This is a genomic window from uncultured Friedmanniella sp. (assembly GCF_964244285.1).
In the GTDB taxonomy this organism is placed as follows: Bacteria; Actinomycetota; Actinomycetes; order Propionibacteriales; family Propionibacteriaceae; genus Microlunatus.
Window position 1 is genome coordinate 1 of sequence record NZ_CAXTHT010000022.1, and the last position, 17,553, is coordinate 17,553.

Consider the following 17,553-nt stretch of genomic DNA (forward strand, 5'->3'; position numbering starts at 1 on the left):
AGTGTCAAGGATCAAGCGGAGTAGGTCCGTCAAGGATCACCCGAAGCTGAACAGCCCTACCAGACCCGTGACATGCGGGTCGCCGTGTACCGCGTGTCGCGCCGAGTCGAGGGAGAATCGCGCCTTCCGCACGGTCCCAGGGTCCATCCGCAGGGCTGACGGGTGGTACTGCTGGGGCCTGCGAGGCAAAGAGCGGGCCTCTGCCCCCGCGCGTGGGTTCCGAGTGCCGAACGCGCGAGGCAGCAGGTCCCGGCGTCGAGGTCACCGGAAGGGGTTTACCGTCACCGGGGAGCGCGACCTCGCGGTGACCGTCCGCCGCTGAGCGTGCGCCACGCGGGGGAGGCGCCGCCGAGGGTGGGGGCGCTACTCAGCGGGTGGTCGTGGCCCGCAGGCGGCCGTGCATCCCCTGCATCGCGGTGACGGGGGGCAGGAACGTCTTCGGCATCTTGCACACCACGGTGTAGGCCGTGTCCACCGCGTTGGCGACCGGGGTGAGCACCGTCTGGGTGACCAGCTGGTAGGAGTCCATCACGGAGATCTCGAGCAGCTCGCTCATCCACCGCACCATCTCGAGGTGGGCGATCCGGAACGCGTCCTCCAGGGGCCTGGCCGACCCGGTGGTCATCCAGAAGTCGTCGTCCTCGATCCGCGGCCAGTCGGTGTAGGTGCCCCTCAGCAGCTCGACGATGATCACGGAGTCCATCGCGCACTCGATGGCCACCCCGCAGGTCTCGCCCTCGGACTGCCGCGCGTGGCCGTCACCGAAGCTGAGGAGCGCCCCTTCGACGTTGACGCCGAGGTACACCGTGCTGCCGCGCCGAATCTCCCGGCTGTCCATGTTCCCGCCCCAGCGTCCCGGAGCCAGCGACGAGCGGACCTCGTGCAGGGGCGGGGCCACCCCGACCGTCCCGTGCATCGGGTCGAGCGGCAGGTCCAGGGTCAGGTTGCTCTGCTGGGCCTGGTAGCGGACCGTGCCGCCGGGGACGTCGAGCTCGTAGAACCAGGACAGCTCAGGCAGCGGCGGCTGCAGGGTGGCGGTCTCGGGCGTGGAGGTCAGGGCGCCGAAGAAGGGCACGGTGGCGCTCACGCCCCAGGCGCCACGGGGGACGATGTCGACGAAGTGCACGGCGACCGAGTCGCCGGGCTGAGCGCCCTCGACGAAGAACGGGCCGGTCTGCGGGTTGAGGAAGCGGCTGTCGACCACCTGCGACGGCAGCTGTCCGGGCGTGCTGAGCGCGCCGGCGAACGCGTCCCGCGTCCGCGTGGAGATGACGGTGCCGGGCACGACCGACGCCACAGGTGCCGCGCCACCGAAGGTGTAGAGCAGCGAGCTCGCCGGGGCTTCCTCGTCGATCTCGAAGTCCAGGCTCGGCGGGGTGGCCATCTCGTCTCCTTCTCACTCGTCGCTCGTGGGCGCGGACGACCACACCAGGTCAGGCTCTCACCCTCGTTCGGGCCAGGCCCGGCTCCCGTCAGGGTGCGTCGAAGACGGCCACGGTGCGCGCCGGCACGCTGAAGGTTCCGGTCGCGGTGTCGTGGTGGGCGGTCTTGACGATCGCGTCGGTACCGTTCGCCTGCAGCCGGTCGAGGCGGTAGTGGCGTCCGGCCGTACCGGCCACCGTCTGGTCGGTAGCGGTGTCTCCGGCGTTGAAGACGACCACCATGCCCGTCGACGACGGGTCGACGTTCCTTCCGGCGGTGTCGTCGATCCGCATGACGATCACTCCGGGCGTCTGGTCGGGTCCACCGTTCGGGAAGGTCAGCTTCTGCTTGATCAACTTCGCCGATCCGAGCCGCAGCAGGGGTCGGGCCTTTCTGATCTCCAGCAGGGTCTGGGACTGCGCCTCGGCGGTGGCGAGATCGGCCGGGCTGGGCTTGAGGGCCGCGTTGGCCAGCAGTGGCTGCGCGAAGGACCACTTGGCGTCGGAGCTGACGGGCAGTCCGCGGCCGAAGCCGTTGGTGGTGAGCGACGGGTCCCAGACGTTGAACCAGTCACCGGAGTCGTAGCTGTTGGGCTCGAAGGACTTGCTGCGCAGCGCGTCGCTGCCGGTCTGCCAGAACGAGACGCCCTGGGAGAACGCGGTGGTCGACAGCGCCACGGTCTGCATCCGGATCCGGTCGGGCATCGAGGTCGAGACGGGCAGCTTGTAGGTCAGGCCGTCGAAGAGGGTCTCGTTGTCGTGCGCGTCGACGTAGTTGATCACCTCCTGCGGCTGGCTGGCGTAGCCCGCCGGCTGGCCGTTGTAGTCGACCTGGGAGCCCGTGACCCGGGCGCCCGTCCGGTCGGTGAACGCGTAGTCCTTGAGGTTTCCGGCCAGACCGACCTTGATCAGGTCACTCGACTGCAGCAGCCGCGCCTTCTGCTCCTGCGCCGTGCCGTTGGCGGGGTCGCCGTTCGGGTCGGTGTAGAGACCGTTGCCGAAGCCCTGGATCCGCGGGTCGGTGTCGAACGGTGAGCCGCCCCGGACCGCGTCGCGGATCCGGTCGTTGAAGGTACCGATCCCGGTCCCGGCCATGTTGGCCTGCGTCGCCTGGACGAAGAGCGCGTTCTGGGCAACCTCACCGAAGTCCCAGCCCTCGCCGTAGAGGTAGATGGCCCGGCCGTCGACGCCGTCCCTTCTGACCGTCAGCTGGTCGAGGCGGTGCCGGAGCTCGACCATCGTGGCCTTGGGTTGGTGACCCATCAGGTCGAAGCGGAACCCGTCGACCTTGTACTCCGTGGCCCACGTCAGCACCGAGTCGATCATGAGCTTGCCCATCATCGTGTGCTCGGTGGCGGTGTTCGCGCAGCAGGTCGAGGTGGTGACCTTGCCGCTCGCGTCGAGCCGGTGGTAGTAGCCCGGCACGATGCGGTCCAGGTCGTTGCGGCCGGTCTGGCCGGAGTCGGTGGTGTGGTTGTAGACCATGTCCATCACCACCCGCTGGCCGTTGCCGTTGATCGCCTTGACCATGTCGCGGAACTCTCGCGTCCGGGCCGAGCCGTTCGGCTTCGTCGAGTAGGAGCCTTCCGGGGTGGTGTAGTGCAGCGGGTCGTAGCCCCAGTTGAAGCCGTCCTGGCTGAGAGTGGGTTTGACGCAGGCCTGCTGCTGGTCGCTGTCAGGGGGCAGGGCGGGCAGGTCGCAGTCCGGCGTGGCCCACGTCGACTTGTCCTCGTTCACGGTGGACATGTCGGCCAGGGGCAGCAGGTGGACCGTCGTCATCCCCGCCTTCGCCAGGCCCCGGAGGTAGCCGACCGCCTTGCTCGAGGAGTCGGTGAACGCCTCGTAGGTGCCGCGGTCAGCCGCCGGTACCGTCGGGTCGCTGATCGAGAAGTCGCGCAGGTGCAGCTCGGTGATGGCCTGGTCGACGGGCTTGGCCAGCCGGGGCTTCTTCAGCGTCGACCACCCCTTCGGCTTGAGCCGCTTCGCGTTCAGGTCGACCATCAGGCTGCGGACGCTGTTGCGGGACAGGCCGACGCTGTACGGGTCGGTGACCAGGTTGGTCTCCACGCGCCCGGTCTCCGGGACGAAGACCCTCACCTCGTAGAGGTAGAAGCGGTTCCGCCACCACTCGGGACCGCGCACCGACCAGACTCCGCTGCCCGAGCGGCCGAGCGGAACGGTGTCCACCGGGGCCGAGCTCCTGCCCGAGGTGTAGACGTGCACCGAGACCGACGTCGCGGTCGGGGCCCACAGAGCCAAGGTGGGGCGGGACCGCTTCCAGCTCAGCCCGAGTCTCTTGCTGCTCGCCGCGGCGTAGACGTCGTCGAGCACGCCCGGGATCTGCAGCCCCGCGCCGGCCACGGGCGCGCCGTCCCCGTCCAGCGCGACCACCGCGACCTGCCCGCGGAGCAGGGACCTGACCTTCGCCCGGGACACCCCTTTCAGCCGCAGGGCCCCGAGCCCCGCCTGTCCCGGGAACGTCGCCTTCAGCGTGGCGGGCAGGCCCGAGGGCACGTAGGTCAGCGGGTAGGCGGTACCGCCCGTCACGCCCGTCGCGGTGACCTTCAGCCCGCCGCGCGGAGCCGCGTAGAGGGCGTACGTGGCCGCACGGGGATCGGCCCCGAGATCCCAGGCGAGGTAGTGGCGCGAGAGCCAGTAGGCCGTGGGGGTGGTGAGGGAGGGCAGGCCGCCCGTGGCCGAGACGGAGAGGACGTGGCTGGTGGAGTCGTAGCTGAAGGTGGTGGGGGTGTTGTCCTTGCCGACGCTGAACGCGATGTTGGCGCCGTTCGGCTGCCCTCCTGCGCCGTAGTTCACGTCGAAGCTGAGGCCGAGGGTGGCCTTGACCTCGTAGTCACCGGCCGGGATGGCGGTGGTCGTGAACGTGTAGACGCCGTCGCCGTCCACGTCCTGCAGCCAGGACCGCAGGCAGTCCGGTGACCAGTCGGCGGCGCAGCCGAGCTCGCTCTGGAAGCTGCCGGCTGCCGTCACGACGGGCGCCGTCACGTCCGCGGTCACCCAGTGCGTGGCGCTGTCGTAGTAGAAGGTGACGGTGGCGCCACCCGGCGGCACCACGACCGGGATGTTGGCCCCGCCCGGCTCGGCGTGCAGGCCGTAGTTCACGTCGAAGGACTTGTCGATCGCCGCCTTGTACTCATACGACCCGGCCGGCAGCACGAGCGCCACCGACCAGACGTCGTCGGCACGCCGGCTCAGCTGCAGCTGGACGCAGTCGGGCTGCCAGTCGGCCGTGCAGCCGACGTCGGACCCGAACGTGCCGGGCACCGAGACGGCGTCCGGCTGCGGGTCGGCCGCCGCCGCCCTCGGGAGCGTGACCACGAGCTGCGCCACCAGGGACAGCAGGACCACCAGGACGTAGCGACGGGCACGAGAGGTCATCGACTCTCCTCATCGAGAAGTCAGCAGCCGGCTTCGACAGCTACCCGGGCCGCGTGATGGGCCCATCCTGGTGACCGCGCGGCCGGTTGGCAACCACCAGCCTCGATGCCCAGGCCGGCTCCGCGTCCGCCGATCCGGTGCCACTCAGCCCAGCGGGTAGCCGACGAAGGCGAACCGCCGGCCGTCGGGGGCCCAGCTGTTGACGTTCAGCGTTCCCTGGCCGCCGACGAGCCGGTACGTCTGGCGCGGGGTGGCCCAGTCGTCGGTCGAGACGACCTTGACCTCCACGTCGAGGTCCGCGGGGTGGCCGAGGGTGCCGGCCGGGAAGCTGATCGAGGTGGCGTGGCGGCCGTCGGGGGAGAGGTGGGGGAACCAGTCGACCGTCTCGCTGCTGACGAGGCGTTCGAGCGGACCGCCGCCGTCGGGGAGCCGGGCCAGCTGGGCGTGGCCGGGCACGGTGGTGAAGCTTTCGGTGTTGACGTACAGCCAGTCGCCGTCGGGCGACCACTCCGGTCCGTCCAGGTGGCCGTCGCCGGTGTCCAGCAGCGTGGTCGGACCGAACGGCTCCATCACCGCCAGCCGGCCCGGCTGTCCGAAGTCGGTGAGGCGGACGTAGGCGAGCCGGGTGCCATCGGGGGAGATGCCGTGCAGGAAATGCCACACCCCGTCCTCGGAGGTGACCCGCTCGACCTCGCCGCCGATGAGCGCACCGCGGTAGATGTGGCCGTCCGCGGCGGACAGGTAGACCTGGCCGCCGTCGGGGCTGAGCACGTGGTCGTTGTTGATCTCGGGCAGCCCGGCGTGGGGCACCGGCACCAGCCCGGGATTGCTGCCCTCGAGGTCGAGCCGCCAGAGCCGGCCGTGCCCGTTCAGGAACAGCGAGCCGCCGTCGGCCGACCAGTTCGGCGCCTCGACCAGCGTCTCGGAGGTCTCGAGCACCAGCTCGGGCTCGGCCAGGTCCGGGCCGCCGACCCACACCTGAGCACGTTGCCCCGCGCGCAAGGTGCGGTACCGGACCGGGGTCTCCTGCTCGGACCGCAGGTCAGCGTCGGTCACGGACAACCTCCGTCAGGTCAGTCGTTCGGTCAGATGGGGGCCGGCACGCGGGCCGCGCGTCAGCCGTCGGCAGTCTCCTCCAGCCCCCTCGTCGGCGTCGCACCGGCCTCGTGGCCGGCGAGGCGACGCGGCGCCGCCCGCCCGCGCACGGACGTGCTGCGCAAGACTGCGGGTATGACATCGCTGGACCCTCCCGTACCTGGGCCGGTGACCGGCTCGCGGTACGTCGTCATCGGCGCGGGGCTGGCCGGGGCCGCGACCGCCTGGCACCTGGCGCGGGACGGCCACGAGGTCACCCTGGTCGAGCGGACCCGGCCGGCCGCGACCGACGGCAGCTCGCACGGGTCGGCGCGGATCTTCCGCTACGGCTACACCGACCGCCTCTACGCCGAGCTGGTCGTCCGGTCCCGAGCCGGCTTCGACGAGCTGGAGGCCCTCGTCGGCCGGCAGCTGATCACTCCGACCGGCTCGGTCGACTTCGGTGAGGAGCGCGACCCGCGAGCCCTGGCCGCGGTGCTGGCCGGACTGGGCGTCGAGCACGAGCTGCTTCCCCGAGCTCAGGCGCAGCACCGGTTCCCGCAGCTGGCCCCGGACACCGACGTGCTCTGGCACCCCGGTGCCGGGGTGATCGACGCCGAGGGCACGGTTCAGGCCATGGTCGACCTCGCCGTCGGTGCCGGCGCCCAGCTGGCCACCGACTGGCCGGTGGCCGAGGTCCGCAGGGTCGGCTCCGGCTACCGCCTCCTCAGCGAGGACGGCCGCACGATCGACGCCGAACGGGTCGTGGTGGCGGCCGGGGGCTGGCTGCCGACCCTGCTGCCGCGGCTGCCGCTGCCGGCGGGCTTCCGGTCGGGACTGCCGCCGCTGGAGGTCAGCCAGGAGAACGCGTACCACTTCCCCTACCGGGACACTCCTGAGCAGAGCTGGCCGACGTCGATCCACGGGAGCGCCGCCATCCAGACCTACACGCTGCCCGGCGGGCGGGACGCGCAGTTCCGTGGTCAGAAGGTCGCCGAGTTCAACGCCGGCCTCAAGCTGAGCACCGCCGCCCACCAGACCGGCGTGATCGACCCCGCGAACCGGGCGCGGGTGATCGCCTACGTCGAGCAGTACCTGCCCGGGCTGGTGCCGGAGCCGTACGCGCAGACGACCTGCCTGTTCACCAACACCCCGACCGAGGACTTCGTCATCGACGGGGTGGACGGCATCACCATCGTGTCGGCCTGCTCGGGTCATGGCGCGAAGTTCGCGCCCGTGACCGGTGAGCTCGCGGCCGCGGTGGCCACCGGCGACGGCGCCCGCGTCCCCGACCGGTTCCGGCTCGGCGCGGCCAAGGCACCGGTCCGTGCCTGACCCGGGGACCGCTCTCAGGTCGACCTCGGTCCCGCAGCTGCTGGCCGAGATCGCCGACGTCGGCACCGACCCGGTCCGCGGCGGCTACAGCCGACCGGTCTACGGCGCCGCCGAGTCCGACCTGCGGGAGTGGTTCACCGAGCACGCCGGCCGCCGCGGCCTGGACGTCGAGACCGACCGGAACGGCATCATCTGGGCCTGGTGGAACCCGCGGCGGCTGCCGCTGCAGAACGCGGTGGTCACCGGCAGCCACCTCGACTCCGTGCCCGGCGGCGGCGCGTTCGACGGCCCGCTCGGGGTGGCGTCCGCGCTGGCCGCCGTCGACCGGCTGACCGCGTCAGGCATCCGGCCGACCCGGCCGTTGGCCGTCGCGGTGTTCCCGGAGGAGGAAGGGTCGCGGTTCGGGATCGCCTGTCTCGGGTCGCGGCTCCTCACCGGCACCCTGGACCCGGCCAGGGCGGCCCGGCTGACCGACGCCGACGGCACCACCTTCGCCGAGGCGGTCTCCCGGCACGGCCTCGACGCCGACCACCTGGGCCGCGACGAGGAGGCGCTGCGCCGGATCGGGTTGTTCGTCGAGCTGCACGTGGAGCAGGGCCGCGGGCTGGTCGACCTGGACCAGCCGGTGGCGGTCGCGTCCTCGGTGCTGGCCCATGGCCGGTGGCGGCTGAGTGTCTTCGGCGAGGGCAACCACGCCGGCGCCACCTCGATGAGTGACCGCCGCGACCCGATGGTGGCTGCGGCCGCCGTCATCGGCGCGGCCCGCGACGTCGCCCGCAGTCGGCCCGGGGCCCGGGCCACCGTCGGCCGGCTGGTGCCCGTGCCGGGCGGCACCAACGTGATCGCCTCCCGGGTGGACCTGTGGCTGGACGCCCGGCACCCCGACGACGTGGCCACGGCCGCCCTGGTGGCGGCGATCGGCGAACGCGCCACCGCTGTCGCTGCGGAGGAGGGCTGCACGGTCACCCTGACCGAGGAGTCGCTCAGTCCCGCCGTCCGGTTCGACGTGCCGCTGCGGGACCGGCTCACGGGCGTCCTCCCGACGGCACCGCTGCTGGCCACCGGCGCCGGTCACGACGCCGGCGTCCTGGCCACCGAGGTCCCCACGGCGATGCTCTTCGTCCGTAACCCCACCGGGGTGTCGCACTCACCCGCCGAGCACGTCGAGGACGCCGACACCGACCTCGGCGCCGAAGCGTTGGCCCGGGTGTTGCACGACCTGCTCGGGCCCGGGGGCGAGCGGCTCACCGGGCAAGGACCGGCGGATGGATGAGGCGGACGAGGTCCGGTACGGCGTGTTCCTGGTGCCCGACGCCCGCACCAGCGCGGCGGTCACCGACGTCACCCGGTACGTCAAGGCCCAGTTCGGTCTGGTCTCGGCGCACCGGTTCCCGCCGCACCTGACGCTGGTCGGCAGCCTGCCCCTGGCCGTCGACGAGGCCGACCTGGTGGCCACCGTCGGCGTCGTGGCGGCGGACCACCAGCCGGTCCGGCTGGTCAACCGGGGGGTGCGGTTACTTGCCGGCTCGGCGCTGGTCTACGAGGTCCACCACGGCCGCGACGGGAAGCCCAACCGTCCCCTGGTCGACCTCGCCGCCGACGTCGACGCCGCGGTGCGACCGCTGCTGCGGCCCACCGTGCTGCTACCGGCCGACGTGCACGACCGGCTGGACTGGCGTGGGCACCTGTCCCTGGCCAGCCACGAGCTGTTCGAGCGCGCCGACCTCCGCGACGAGGTGGCCGAGTTCATCGAGCAGCTGGCCGTGCCGTATCCCGAGATCTCCGTCGCCACCCGGGTCGCCGTCTACCGGCAGCACCACCCCGACTGGTCGGACGGCTGGTGGACCGGCTTCCGGTGGGAGCACGTCCGCTCGTTCGGCCTGGGTGAGGGGGTCAGCGCACGCCCAGGTAGGGGTCGGCCCAGGCGCTGATGATCTGCGCGGCGCGCTTGGCCTGCTTGCCCCGGGTCAGCAGATGGTCGGCACCCTCGAGGGAGATGAAGCTCCGCGGGTGCCGGGCGGTCCGGAAGATCTGGCTCGCGTTCGCGATGCCGACGGTGTTGTCGGTGGGGGAGTGCATCACCAGCAGGGCCCGGCGCAACGTCCGGATCTGCTCGGCGAGGTCGGCCGCCCGGACGTCCTCGATGAAGTTGCGGCGCAGGGTCAGCGCCTTGCCGCCGATCGGGAACGGGGCCTCCCCGTGCGCCAGGGCGACCTCGACCAGCGCGTCGTAGTTGTGCTCGACGTGGGCGGGCTGAAAGGGCGCGCCGATGCTGGCCACGGCGCGCACGCCGGGGGTCAGGTGGGCGGCGGCGATCACGGCCGCGCCGCCGAAGGAGTGGCCGACGAGCAGCTCGACCTCGCGGCCGGTGGAGTTCATGAAGGCGACGGCCTGCGCGGTGTCCTGGACCTTGTGCGAGAAGGACCCGTCCCCCCAGTCACCCTCGGAGTCGCCCAGCCCGAGGTTGTCGAACCGCAGCATCGCAATCCCCTCGTGGGCCAGCTGGCGACAGATCCGGCTGGCCGCGGGCGAGTCCTTGCCGAGGGTGAAACCGTGGGAGAAGACGCCCCAGCCGCGGACCGGCCCGTGCGGGTGGTCGATCACCCCGGAGAGCCTCGGCCCGGAGGAGCTGGCGAACCAGATGCGCTCCTTGGTGCTGCCGGAGGTCGGGGGCGGGGCCTCGAGGGGTGCCGACCGGACTTCTGGACCATTCGCCATAGTGGCCTCACCCTAGAGGACCCTGTGAGGTCGGTCTCGAACCCAGCCAGCGGTCTGGCCGGCGCTGCCGAGACTCAGCCCCGGGCGGCCGAGCGCCGACATTGCAGCAGCAGGCCGGCGCCCCGCGCGCAGCGAACCTGGCCGGGATGACGAAGTCGTGCGGCAGGCCGACCGAGGCGACACCGAGGCTGCCCACCACGCCGCTTGGCGTGGCGTCGGTGGTCAGCGCGCTCAGGAGCACCCCGGACGTCAGGCCGGCGCCGTCGAGGCACGTGAGCCGGCCGGAGATCAGCCAGGCAGCATGGAGGGCGTGGCAGCGGAGCGAGCAGGTCGGCAGCTCCAGGCGGTGGGCCGACTCCAGGCCCTGCTGGAGGAGCACGGCATCCACAGCTGGCTCTTCGGTGGCTGGGCGGTCGACTTCCACGCGGGCCGCGTCACCCGCGATCACGACGACATCGACCTCGCCGTCTGGCGGACGGATCTGGGCCGGCTGGACGGCCTGCTCCGCAGTGAGGGCTGGACTCATCACCCCGAACCTGACGAGGACGGCTACACCGGCTACGAGCGTGCGGGCCTCCGGGTCGAGGTCGCGTTCCTCGCCGTCGACGAGGAGGGCATCGTGCACACACCGCTGGCCGACGGACGAGGCGACTGGCCGGTCGGCTCGTTCGGTGACGACGTCGCCGAGGTGGGCGGCGTGCGCGCCCGGGTCGTAAGCCGGGCGTCCCTGATCGAGGACAAGTCCGGGCCGCGCGACGACCCTGCTGCCGCAGCCAAGGACCGCGCGGATGTCGCGACTCTGACCGCACTCGGGTGAAGCATCAGGAGCCGAAGTCGGCGAAGCCCAGAGCCAGCACGGTGGTCCGGCAACGTCCCACCTGACGCGGCCGCCGCCCCGAGGACCCCAGGCTCAGGACTCGGTCATCCGCGCCGTCCGGTACGGGCTGATCCCGAGCGCCAACGCCACCAGGGCGAAACCCACGGCGGCCGCGCCGAGCACCGGGCGGAAGCCCAGGACGTCGCCGAGTGCGCCACCCAGCGGCGCGCCGACCACGATCATGGCGCGGTTGAAGGACCGCCTGGTCGCGTTCGAGCGACCCTGCAGGTGGTCGGGCGTCACGGACTGCCAGTAGCCCATCTCGTTGGCGTTCTGGGCGCCCATCGTCGCTCCCAGCAGCAGCTGCCCGAGCCCGAACACGCACCACCCGAGCCAGGACGCCGGGCTCGACGCCATCACGCCCCACGCGACGGCGGTGCCGCCGATGCAGGCGACGACGACCGGCCCGACCCCGAAGCGCAGCCCGAGCCGGGTGGCCAGCAGGCTGCCGACCAGTGCACCGACGCCGCCGACGGCGAGGGCGACGCCGAGGCCGAAGGCGTTCAGACCCAGGGTCAGCAGCGCGAACGGCACCAGCACGGCGCCGCCGGCGGCGCTGCAGACGAACCAGGCGTGGGTGGCCAGCGTGTACGGGGTCAGCACCGGGTGCCGGTAGACCCAGCGCAGACCCTCGAGCGCCTCGGTGCCCACGCCCCGGGTCGAGAGCGGACGGGAGGGCGGCTCCACGGACGGAATGCGCATCAGCAGGACCGCCGAGACGGCGAAGGAGGCGGCGTCGACCAGCACGGCGACCGGGGCGGTGACCAGCGAGACCAGGCCGCCGGCCAGGGCGGGACCAGCGGTCTGGGCCACGGCGGCGCTCTGGTCGAGCCGGGCGTTGGCCCGCACGATCAGTCCCGGGGGCACGAGGCTCGGCACCCAGGACTGGTCGGCGGCGTCGTTGAGCAGGGACAGCAGCCCGAACACCGCCAGGAAGGCCATCAGCAGCACCAGGGTGAGGTGACCGGTGAGCGCGAGCAGCGGGATGGCCACCAGCAGCACCGCCCGGCCGAGATCGGTCCCGATCAGCAGCGGTCGACGGCGGACCCGGTCCACCAACACCCCCGCCACCAGGCCGAACAGCAGGTACGGCAGCCAGCGGGCCGCGTTCACCAGCCCCACGCCCGTGGACCCCTCGTGCAGCGTCACCACTACCAGGACCTGGACCGCCAGGGCGGTGACGGCGCTGCCGAATCCCGAGATCGTGGAGGCGGTCCAGAACGCGGCGAAGCCCGGGACGTCCCGTAGCCGGCGCGCCGTCATGGCCTCAGTCGACCAGGATCGCGGCTCGCCAGCGCCGTCGACTGGCCAGCGCGACGAGGGCGGCTGCCGCGGCGAACGTCGCGGCACCGGCGAAGGAGAAGCCGAGTCCGCGGGCGTCGATGACCACGCCGGCGAGCGCCGTCCCGAGAGCGGCGCCGGTGGTGTTGGACGCGGAGAGGAACGCCTGCGCCTCGTTCAGCCGGTGGGCGGGTGAGAGCTGGTCGAGCAGGTTCTGCTGCATGATCAACGTCGGCGCGATGCTCGCCCCGGTGCAGAACAGCAGCGGGAACACCGCCCACAGCGGGACCTCGGGCAGCGACATCAGCCCGGCCATCGCTGCGAGCAGCACCGCGAAGGCGGTGAGCAGCACCGGCACCGCCTGCCGCTCGTCGAAGGACCACCGACGCGCCCCGTAGACCAGGCCGCCGGCCGCACTGCCGCTCGCGATCGCGGTGAACAGCAGGCCGACCCGGTCGGTCCCGCCGAGCAGCACCCCCGCGGTCGCCGCCATCGACGTGTCGAGCTGGCCGAACCCGACGCTCAGCGTCGCCATCACCAGCAGCAGGGCCACCACCCCGGGCGCGGTCACGGCCGACCGCCGCGCGCCCGTGCCCGCGTCGCCCGTGCCCGCATCACCCGGGAGGCCCGGCCGCCGACCCGGGGCCGAGAGCCGGGCGGCGTCGGTCCGGCAGTAGGCCAGGGTCCCGGTCGCGAGCGTCGCCGCGGTGACCAGCAGCGGAACCACCGGCGGCGTCACCGCCAGCAGCAGGGACAACAGCAGCGGGCCGCCGACGAAGATCAGCTCGACCGACGTCGCGTCCAGGGCGAAGGCCACCCGCCGGGACTCCCGGTCGGGGAAGATCACCCGCCAGGCCGACCGCAGGGCCGGACTCATCGGCGGGTAGCTGAAGCCGGCCAGCGTGGCCAGCGCGACGAGCACCCCGGGCGGCGCGGTCCCGACCCCCGCCAGGGCCAGGCCCGCCAGCAGCAGGGCGCTGGCCGAGGCGGTCGGCACCAGCACCCGGACCTGGCCGAAGCGGTCCATCAGCCGTCCCCAGACGGGCGTCCCCAGCGCGCTGCCGACGGCGTAGGCGCCGGTGACCACGCCGGCCAGGCTGTAGGTGCCACGGGAGCCCTGGATCAGCAGCAGGATGCCGATCGGGGCCATGGCCATCGAGAGCCGACCCACCACGATCGCGAGGAACGGGCTACGGGCCGGCGGGTGCCCGAGCAGTCTCAGGTAGGAGGTGAGACCCCGGCCGAGGTCGACCTGGGGAGGGGAGGCGGGCACTGGACCCAGCCTGCCACACCGTGCGACCCCTCCTCGCGGATCGAGGGTCGGCCCGAGGTCAGCGGGCGGCCCGCACCTGGTTGTTGCGTGGCTGGTGGGTCAGCTCGGCGCGACCGAGGGACTCCAGCAGTGGCGGCAGGTACATCCCGAAGCGGCCGCGGTAGCCGTTGCGCAGGCCGTACCAGCCGCCGACCGGGTTGTCGGCCGAGCGTGCCCACGCCTCGACGCTGCCGGCGGGCGGCTCCTTCTTCTCATCGGCCGCCCCCAGGTCGACCCAGTCGCCCTGCTCGACGAGCCAGGCGTGCAGGTCCTCGACCGCGCTGAGGTGGTAGCGCAGCGTGGTGGATCCGACCTGGCAGACCAGGACGGGCGGGTCCGCGGCTCGGTCGGCGTACATGGTGTAGCTCGAGCTGCCCGGCGCCGTGGTCAGCTCCCACGGCTCGTCCTTGGTGCCTGCACCGCTCACGGCTGCCTCCTGTCGACGAGGGCGACATCGCCCTGTTCGTCTCTAGCAGGATGGCGGTGCTGCGGCAAGGTGAACCGGACGAGCAGGGCCGCCACGAGCAGGGCCACGCCGAGCAGCAGGGTGGTCGAGGCGAGCAGGTTCTGGCCCCAGCTCCAGGTGAGCTCGACGTCGGCACCGTTGGGTAGCCGCCGGAACGGCGAGGCGACGACCCAGCCGACGAACAGCCAGCCCAGCGCGGTGAACCAGCCGGGCAGCCGGGGCAGGCCGGGGGCCCGACGGGCCAGCGACAGGGCCAGCGGCACCACCCAGACGAAATGGTGCAGCCACGACACGGGCGAGGCCAGCAGGCTGGCGACGCCGCAGAGGTTGACCGCCATCATCACGTCGCCGGCCCGGTGCCACCGGACGGCTGCCCAGACCCCGACCACGGCGACCACTGCGCACAGCAGCAGACCGCCCGCCGCGGCGGCGGAGCCGAGCCCGAAGACCCGCACCACGTCGGCCATCGCCGACTGGTTCGTGTAGTAGATGATGCTGTGCCCCAGGCCCGTGTCCCCGTGGGCCAGCCGGGACCAGAAGCCCAGCGAGGCGGCCGGCGCGACCACCGCGCTGACCAGGGTGACGGCCAGGCCGGTCAGCACCGCCGCGACGAAGGCGCGGGTCCGGCGGACGGCCAGCAGGTAGACCACGAAGATGGCCGGGGTGAGCTTGACCGCCGCGGCCAGCGCCGTCAGGCTGCCTTCGGGCAGCAGCCGGCCACCGTCGCGACCGAGCCGCAGCACCCGCGGTCCGGGCACCAGGTCGAGCACGACCAGCGCGACGAGGAAGATGCCGAGCTGACCGAAGGCCAGCGTCTCCACCACCGGTTCCACGAACCAGACGCATCCCGTCCCCAGCAGGCTCAGCGCCCAGCCGTGCATGCCGAAGCGGTGCAGCACCGCCAGCAGCGCGAGCACCCCGGCGACGGTCCAGCCGACCTGGGCAAGCCACGCGGGCAGCAGTGCCAGCGGGACGGCGAGCACGGCGGCGAACGGCGGGTAGAGGAACTGCAGCGAGCCCGGCAGGGCGTAGAAGTCGCCGCCCCGCAGCAGCACCCGACCGGCGCTGCGGTAGACCTCGAGGTCGACCATGACCGGGTGCCACGGCCGGAAGGTGCCGCCGCCGAAGGTGGTCGCGGCGACGTACAGGCCGACAAGGACCGGACCGAGGCAGATGAGGACGCCGCGCAGGACCCGCGGCAGCTCCGGAGCGCGGCTCACGGGGTCGGCAGCGGCAGCGGGGCTAAAGACGCGCCGGCCGCGGCCCAGGCGGCGATGGTGCGGCCGACGCCGGACCGGTCGTTGCCGGGGACGACCCGGTAGGACCCGGTGAGCAGGGAGGGGTGCGCGTTGGCCACGACGTGCGGCATCCCGGCCCAGGTGAGCATGTCCACATCATTGGGCATGTCGCCGAAGGCCGCCACGTCCGCCCGCTCGACGCCCAGCCGGCGGCAGCAGCGCTCCAGCATCGAGGCCTTGCTGACCCCGGGCCCGCTGATCTCCACCAGCGCGAAGCCGGTGGTCACGCTGTGGGTGACGGTGAGGGTGTCGCCGACGACGGCGAGGACGGCCGCCAGCAGCTCGTCGGCGCTGCGGGTCCGGTCCTGGACGAGCATCTTGACGCAGTCCTCGCGCGCGGCCAGCTCCTCGGCCGGCGCGGCGAAGATGTCGGCTGCGGTGGCACTGCCGCGGCGTAGCGTCCGGTACCCCGGGTCGTGGCCGAACCGCGAGCCGGACTCCACCGCGAAGCCGGCGTCGGGGGCGACCGCCCGGATGGCGCGGACGGCCGCCACCGCCGCGCTCGGCGGCAGGCAGACGCGGTCGATCAGCTGGTCGGCGCCGAGGTCGTAGAGCACGGCCCCGTTGCTGGCGATGACCGTCGGGTGGGCACCCGGGAGGTCACGGATCACGTCCAGCCAGCGGACGGGCCGGCCGGTGGCGAACAGCACCAGGATGCCGGCGCGCTGGGCGGCGAGGACTGCGGCCCGGTTCTCGTCGCTGACCGTGCCGTCGGGGGAGAGGAACGTGCCGTCGAGGTCGGTCACCACCAGCCGGGGGATCTCGGGGCGTGGGGCACCCGCCGTCCTGGTGCTCATTACAGCCTCGAGCGCGGCGACGGGCTCGCGTTGGGTGAGCCACTCTGCCCCGGCGTCGGCTGGCCGCCACCGGATTCGGTCCCCGACGGTGAGGGTGAGGGTGAGCCCGAGCCGGAGTTCGAGGGTGACGGGGAGGCCGAGCCCGACGGTGACCCTGAACCGGACGGTGACGGTGAGGGTGAGCCCGGTGACGGCGAACCGGACTGCGGGGAGGCTGAGCTGGAGGCCGGCGGCGGGCTGCCCGAGCCGCCGGTCGGGGGCGGCGGGGTCTGGGGTGGCTGGTGGCGGAAGATGAGGATGGCGATCAGCACGGCGAGGGCCGCGAGCAGCAGCATCAGCAGCCAGGACACCAGGATCGTGCGCCAGCCGGCGCGGTCGTAGCGACCCGGCCAGGGCAGCGGCCACAGCCGGGCCAGACCTGGCTTGACCCGGTCGATCCAGTAGTGCTGGTAGTCGGGACCCGCCGCAGCACCCTGGGGCGGCAGGCTGGCGATCTGGACCTCGTCGAGCACCCGGGAGGCGACCCCGACGACAGCGGGTGAGCCGTCCCAGGCCAGTGCCGCCCACGGTGCGACGAGCCGGTCGTCGGGCGCGACCGGGCCCTCGTCGTCCGACCGGTACGCGCGGCCGAGACGTCCCGAGTCCTGCCCGTGGCCACCGCGGGCGATCACGGCGTCGATGTGCATGCCGTTGACGACGCCGGCGAGCCGGTCCCGGGCTGCCGCGTCCGCCGTCGCGCCCTCGGACAGCAGGATCAGGACGGCCGAGCGGCCCGCGTCGTCGTGGGCGGTGAAGGCGACGCCGGCGGGGGTGGCCATGAGGCGGGCGTCGAGCCAGAAGTCGGAGATCTTCGGCGGGTCCTCGGGCAGCAGCGGGCTCACCGGGACGTAGGGCACCTCGCCCGGCTGCTCTCCCGCACCCGGTGGGGGCGCGGGCGGCTCGGGCGTCGACATCGGTTCCCATCAGATCACACCAGACGACTCGGGACCGGCCGTCGCGCCGCGGTCGACGGCGTCGCAGAAGTCTAGACGGCGCAGCTGGAACGGCCCCACCTCTCCTGCGGCCTGCCGCCCCTGGTTGGGACCGTCTGCGAGAATGGCTCGGGTCTGCACCCGGCGGCCACCCCCCGCAAGCCCCCGGAGCATCGGAACGCAAGAGGAGCAGTTGAGTGAGCAGTCCGACCTACGGTCACCCCGGCTCGTCCCTGGCGGAGAGCCAGAACGGCCAGAGCGCTCCGGCCGCGCTGTCCACCGAACAGGCCTCACGCCTGCTCAAGGACGCCATCGCCGGTGTGCAGCGGGTGATCGTCGGCCAGGAGTCGATGGTCGAGCAGCTGATGGTCGGGCTGCTGGCGGGAGGCCACTGCCTGCTCGAGGGCGTGCCGGGTGTGGCCAAGACGCTGGCGGTCCGCAGCTTCGCCACCGTGGTGGGCGGCGACTTCGCCCGGCTCCAGTTCACCCCGGACCTCGTGCCCTCCGACATCGTCGGCACCCGGATCTACAAGGCCAGCCAGGAGACGTTCGACGTCGAGCTGGGCCCGATCTTCGTCAACTTCGTGCTGGCGGACGAGATCAACCG

Annotated in this window: 15 protein-coding genes; 5 read left to right on the forward strand and 10 right to left on the reverse strand. The window is 72.7% G+C overall.

Annotated features, from left to right (window positions below; all coding sequences use genetic code 11):
• Window positions 1-367: 367 nt before the first annotated feature.
• The 3 genes from ACFE7W_RS20625 to ACFE7W_RS20635 all read right to left on the reverse strand — a co-directional run bounded on the left by ACFE7W_RS20625 (window position 368) and on the right by ACFE7W_RS20635 (window position 5,873).
• The gene (locus ACFE7W_RS20625; protein WP_375426707.1) at window positions 368-1,384 is read right to left on the reverse strand and encodes an acetamidase/formamidase family protein; all 1,017 of its coding nucleotides are present in this window, start codon (window positions 1,382-1,384) and stop codon (window positions 368-370) included.
• A gap of 88 nt (window positions 1,385-1,472) precedes the next feature.
• Complete coding sequence (pulA, locus tag ACFE7W_RS20630; protein WP_375426708.1) at window positions 1,473-4,817, reverse strand: pullulanase-type alpha-1,6-glucosidase; 3,345 nt, start codon at window positions 4,815-4,817, stop codon at window positions 1,473-1,475.
• A gap of 144 nt (window positions 4,818-4,961) precedes the next feature.
• Entirely contained in the window at window positions 4,962-5,873 is a 912-nt protein-coding gene (locus ACFE7W_RS20635; RefSeq protein WP_375426709.1) for a TolB family protein, read from the reverse strand.
• A 174-nt stretch (window positions 5,874-6,047) separates the two neighbouring features.
• On the opposite strand from ACFE7W_RS20635, the gene ACFE7W_RS20640 reads away from it, so the two are divergent.
• The 3 genes from ACFE7W_RS20640 to ACFE7W_RS20650 are packed head-to-tail and all read left to right on the forward strand — an operon-like array spanning window position 6,048 to window position 9,157.
• On the forward strand, window positions 6,048-7,226 hold the full coding sequence (locus ACFE7W_RS20640; RefSeq protein WP_375426710.1) for an FAD-dependent oxidoreductase: 1,179 nt from the start codon (window positions 6,048-6,050) through the stop codon (window positions 7,224-7,226).
• On the forward strand, window positions 7,219-8,499 hold the full coding sequence (locus ACFE7W_RS20645) for an allantoate amidohydrolase (protein ID WP_375426711.1): 1,281 nt from the start codon (window positions 7,219-7,221) through the stop codon (window positions 8,497-8,499). The genes ACFE7W_RS20640 and ACFE7W_RS20645 overlap by 8 nt, the downstream gene beginning before the upstream one ends.
• Window positions 8,492-9,157, forward strand: a complete 666-nt coding sequence (locus tag ACFE7W_RS20650) for a 2'-5' RNA ligase family protein (protein ID WP_375426712.1) — start codon at window positions 8,492-8,494, stop codon at window positions 9,155-9,157. Before ACFE7W_RS20645 ends, ACFE7W_RS20650 begins: the two co-directional genes overlap by 8 nt.
• Here ACFE7W_RS20650 and ACFE7W_RS20655 read toward each other — a convergent pair.
• Window positions 9,120-9,944, reverse strand: a complete 825-nt coding sequence (locus ACFE7W_RS20655) for an alpha/beta hydrolase family protein (RefSeq protein ID WP_375426713.1) — start codon at window positions 9,942-9,944, stop codon at window positions 9,120-9,122. The two genes, ACFE7W_RS20650 and ACFE7W_RS20655, sit on opposite strands and share 38 nt — an antisense overlap.
• 310 nt (window positions 9,945-10,254) lie before the next feature.
• Between ACFE7W_RS20655 and ACFE7W_RS20660 the strand changes: the two genes are divergently transcribed.
• On the forward strand, window positions 10,255-10,761 hold the full coding sequence (locus tag ACFE7W_RS20660; RefSeq protein WP_375426714.1) for a nucleotidyltransferase domain-containing protein: 507 nt from the start codon (window positions 10,255-10,257) through the stop codon (window positions 10,759-10,761).
• A gap of 93 nt (window positions 10,762-10,854) precedes the next feature.
• Here ACFE7W_RS20660 and ACFE7W_RS20665 read toward each other — a convergent pair whose 3' ends face one another.
• From ACFE7W_RS20665 to ACFE7W_RS20690, 6 genes are read right to left on the reverse strand one after another with little or no spacing between them, the layout of a single operon-like run.
• The gene (locus ACFE7W_RS20665) at window positions 10,855-12,084 is read right to left on the reverse strand and encodes an MFS transporter (protein WP_375426715.1); all 1,230 of its coding nucleotides are present in this window, start codon (window positions 12,082-12,084) and stop codon (window positions 10,855-10,857) included.
• Window positions 12,085-12,088: 4 nt separating this feature from the next.
• Window positions 12,089-13,375, reverse strand: coding sequence for an MFS transporter (locus tag ACFE7W_RS20670; RefSeq protein WP_375426716.1), 1,287 nt, complete (start codon window positions 13,373-13,375; stop codon window positions 12,089-12,091).
• 58 nt (window positions 13,376-13,433) lie between these two features.
• Complete coding sequence (locus ACFE7W_RS20675) at window positions 13,434-13,841, reverse strand: DUF6855 family protein (protein ID WP_375426717.1); 408 nt, start codon at window positions 13,839-13,841, stop codon at window positions 13,434-13,436.
• Entirely contained in the window at window positions 13,838-15,100 is a 1,263-nt protein-coding gene (locus ACFE7W_RS20680) for a glycosyltransferase 87 family protein (protein ID WP_375426718.1), read from the reverse strand. Before ACFE7W_RS20680 ends, ACFE7W_RS20675 begins: the two co-directional genes overlap by 4 nt.
• Window positions 15,097-15,975 (reverse strand): HAD family hydrolase, encoded by an 879-nt coding sequence (locus ACFE7W_RS20685; RefSeq protein ID WP_375426719.1) that lies wholly within the window; start codon window positions 15,973-15,975, stop codon window positions 15,097-15,099. Before ACFE7W_RS20685 ends, ACFE7W_RS20680 begins: the two co-directional genes overlap by 4 nt.
• Window positions 15,975-16,928: a hypothetical protein gene (locus ACFE7W_RS20690; RefSeq protein ID WP_375426720.1), complete on the reverse strand. Its 954-nt coding sequence runs from the start codon at window positions 16,926-16,928 to the stop codon at window positions 15,975-15,977. Before ACFE7W_RS20690 ends, ACFE7W_RS20685 begins: the two co-directional genes overlap by 1 nt.
• Window positions 16,929-17,143: 215 nt before the next feature.
• On the opposite strand from ACFE7W_RS20690, the gene ACFE7W_RS20695 reads away from it, so the two are divergent.
• A partial coding sequence (locus ACFE7W_RS20695; protein WP_375426721.1) for an AAA family ATPase occupies window positions 17,144-17,553 on the forward strand: 410 nt, incomplete at its 3' end.